2 rRNA genes are annotated in these 3384 nt (G+C 53.8%); both read right to left on the bottom strand.

The annotated features are described in order from the left end of the window. Positions 1-38: 38 nt before the first annotated feature. Positions 39-155 (bottom strand): 5S ribosomal RNA (rrf, locus tag IWX77_RS16735). Between the two features lie 125 nt (positions 156-280). Continuing rightward, positions 281-3384, bottom strand: a 23S ribosomal RNA gene (locus tag IWX77_RS16730); the annotation flags it as partial.

The following is a 3384-nucleotide window of genomic DNA, read 5'->3' as shown; positions in this document are numbered from 1 at the left end:
CCCGTGAGGGATGGCTTTCCTGTTTGTTGCGACGTTAAGTCCGGCGGTGTCTTACTCTCCCACAGGGTCCCCCCTGCAGTACCATCAGCGCTGAGAGTCTTAGCTTCCGGGTTCGGAATGTGACCGGGCGTTTCCCTCTCGCTATAGCCGCCGAAACACATGGTGATGTGAATCGATTCTATATTTTTTAGTTATAGCGCTCCGGTGACCGGAGCGTTGTTCTCGACCGTACATCGAGAACCACATAGTGGACGCTAAAGCAGCTTCTTCAAACTGACGTGTTATCAAATTATCGGCTTATTAGTACCGGTCAGCTCCATGGGTCTGTAGTCCCCACTTCCACATCCGGCCTATCAACGCAGTAGTCTAGCTGCGAGCCTCTCCCCCGAAGGGATGGAAATCTCATCTCGAAGCCGGCTTCCCGCTTAGATGCTTTCAGCGGTTATCCGTTCCGAACGTAGCTAATCAGCGGTGCTCCTGGCGGAACAACTGACACACCAGAGGTTCGTCCATCCCGGTCCTCTCGTACTAGGGATAGATCTTCTCAAATTTCCTGCGCGCGCAGCGGATAGGGACCGAACTGTCTCACGACGTTCTAAACCCAGCTCGCGTACCGCTTTAATGGGCGAACAGCCCAACCCTTGGGACCTACTCCAGCCCCAGGATGCGACGAGCCGACATCGAGGTGCCAAACCATGCCGTCGATATGGACTCTTGGGCAAGATCAGCCTGTTATCCCCGAGGTACCTTTTATCCGTTGAGCGACAGCGCTTCCACAAGCCACTGCCGGATCACTAGTCCCGACTTTCGTCCCTGCTCGACGTGTCAGTCTTACAGTCAAGCTCCCTTGTGCACTTACACTCGACACCTGATTACCAACCAGGTTGAGGGAACCTTTGGGCGCCTCCGTTACTTTTTAGGAGGCAACCGCCCCAGTTAAACTACCCACCAGGCACTGTCCCTGAACCGGATCACGGTTCGAAGTTAGGTATCCAATATGACCAGAGTGGTATTTCAACAATGACTCCACCTGAACTAGCGTCCAAGCTTCACAGTCTCCCACCTATCCTACACAAGCCACACCGAACACCAATACCAAGCTGTAGTAAAGGTCACGGGGTCTTTCCGTCCTGCTGCGCGTAACGAGCATCTTTACTCGTAATGCAATTTCGCCGAGTTCGCGGTTGAGACAGCTGGGAAGTCGTTACGCCATTCGTGCAGGTCGGAACTTACCCGACAAGGAATTTCGCTACCTTAGGATGGTTATAGTTACCACCGCCGTTTACTGGGGCTTAAATTCTCAGCTTCGCCTTGCGGCTAACCGTTCCTCTTAACCTTCCAGCACCGGGCAGGCGTCAGTCCGTATACATCGTCTTGCGACTTAGCACGGACCTGTGTTTTTAGTAAACAGTCGCTTCCCACTGGTCTCTGCGGCCTTCGAACGCTCCCGGAGCTAGTCCGTTCACGCCTCAGGCCCCCCTTCTCCCGAAGTTACGGGGGCATTTTGCCGAGTTCCTTAACCACGATTCTCTCGATCTCCTTAGTATTCTCTACCTGATCACCTGAGTCGGTTTGGGGTACGGGTGACTAAAACCTCGCGTCGATGCTTTTCTTGGCAGCATAGGATCACTGATTTCACCCTTACGGGCTACCCATCGGGTCTCAGGCATCATGAACGACGGATTTGCCTATCGTTCGCCCTACATCCTTAGACCGGGTCAACCATCGCCCGGCTCAGCTACCTTCCTGCGTCACACCTGTTAATACGCTAACCGCACCAGCATAGGGTCGCACGCTAGGCCCCACGCTTCACCCCGAAGGGATCCATCTAGGGGATTCAGATGCTTAGCATTACTGGATTAGTTTGGGCGGTTTTTCGTCAGTACGGGAATATCAACCCGTTGTCCATCGACTACGCCTGTCGGCCTCGCCTTAGGTCCCGACTTACCCAGGGCGGATTAGCCTGGCCCTGGAACCCTTGATCTTTCGGAGGACGGGTTTCTCACCCGTCTTTCGCTACTCATGCCTGCATTCTCACTCGTGTGGCCTCCACGGCTGGTTTACACCGCCGCTTCGCTGGCCACACGACGCTCTCCTACCCATCAACACGGCTGAACCAACACCACACGGGTGCCAGCTAACCAAAAATATCAATGCCACAACTTCGGTGGCGTGCTTGAGCCCCGTTACATTGTCGGCGCGGAATCACTTGACCAGTGAGCTATTACGCACTCTTTCAAGGGTGGCTGCTTCTAAGCCAACCTCCTGGTTGTCTGTGCAACTCCACATCCTTTCCCACTTAGCACGCGCTTTGGGACCTTAGTTGGTGGTCTGGGTTGTTTCCCTCTCGACGATGAAGCTTATCCCCCACCGTCTCACTGCTGCGCTCTCACTTACCGGCATTCGGAGTTTGGCTGACGTCAGTAAGCTTTTGGGCCCCATCGGCCATCCAGTAGCTCTACCTCCGGCAAGAAACACGCAACGCTGCACCTAAATGCATTTCGGAGAGAACCAGCTATCACGAAGTTTGATTGGCCTTTCACCCCTATCCACAGCTCATCCCCTCCATTTTCAACTGAAGTGGGTTCGGTCCTCCACGACGTCTTACCGTCGCTTCAACCTGGCCATGGATAGATCACTTCGCTTCGGGTCTAGGACATGCGACTGAATCGCCCTATTCAGACTCGCTTTCGCTACGCATTCCCCTCTCGGGTTAAGCTCGCCACATATCACTAACTCGCAGGCTCATTCTTCAAAAGGCACGCTGTCACCAGAACAAAGCTGGCTCCAACGGTTTGTAAGCAAACGGTTTCAGGTACTATTTCACTCCCCTCCCGGGGTACTTTTCACCTTTCCCTCACGGTACTTGTTCACTATCGGTCATGTAGGAGTATTTAGGCTTATCAGGTGGTCCTGACGGATTCACACGGGATTTCTCGGGCCCCGTGCTACTTGGGATACTTCTCGGGCGATTGCTGCATTTCGACTACGGGGTTCGCACCCTCTATGACCAGGCTTTCAATCCTGTTCGTCTATACAACGCTCTAACCCTTACCATTCGGTAGAATTAGTAGAAAAGTCCCGCAACCCCGACCATGCAACGCCTACCGGCTATCACACATGATCGGTTTAGCCTCATCCGGGTTCGCTCGCCACTACTAACGGAATCACTGTTGTTTTCTCTTCCTGTGGGTACTGAGATGTTTCACTTCCCCACGTTCCCTCTACCCGCCCTATATATTCAGGCGGGAGTCACCAGGTCACCTCACGGGCCTGGCGGGGTTTCCCCATTCGGACATCCTCGGATCACAGTTCGTTTATCAACTCCCCGAGGCTTATCGCAGATTACTACGTCCTTCTTCGGCTCTACATGCCAAGGCATTC

The organism is Cryobacterium sp. CAN_C2 (genome assembly GCF_015751745.1).
In the GTDB taxonomy this organism is placed as follows: Bacteria; Actinomycetota; Actinomycetes; order Actinomycetales; family Microbacteriaceae; genus Cryobacterium.
Note: the sequence above shows the minus strand (reverse complement) of the source record. Positions and strands in the feature narration are given on the sequence as shown.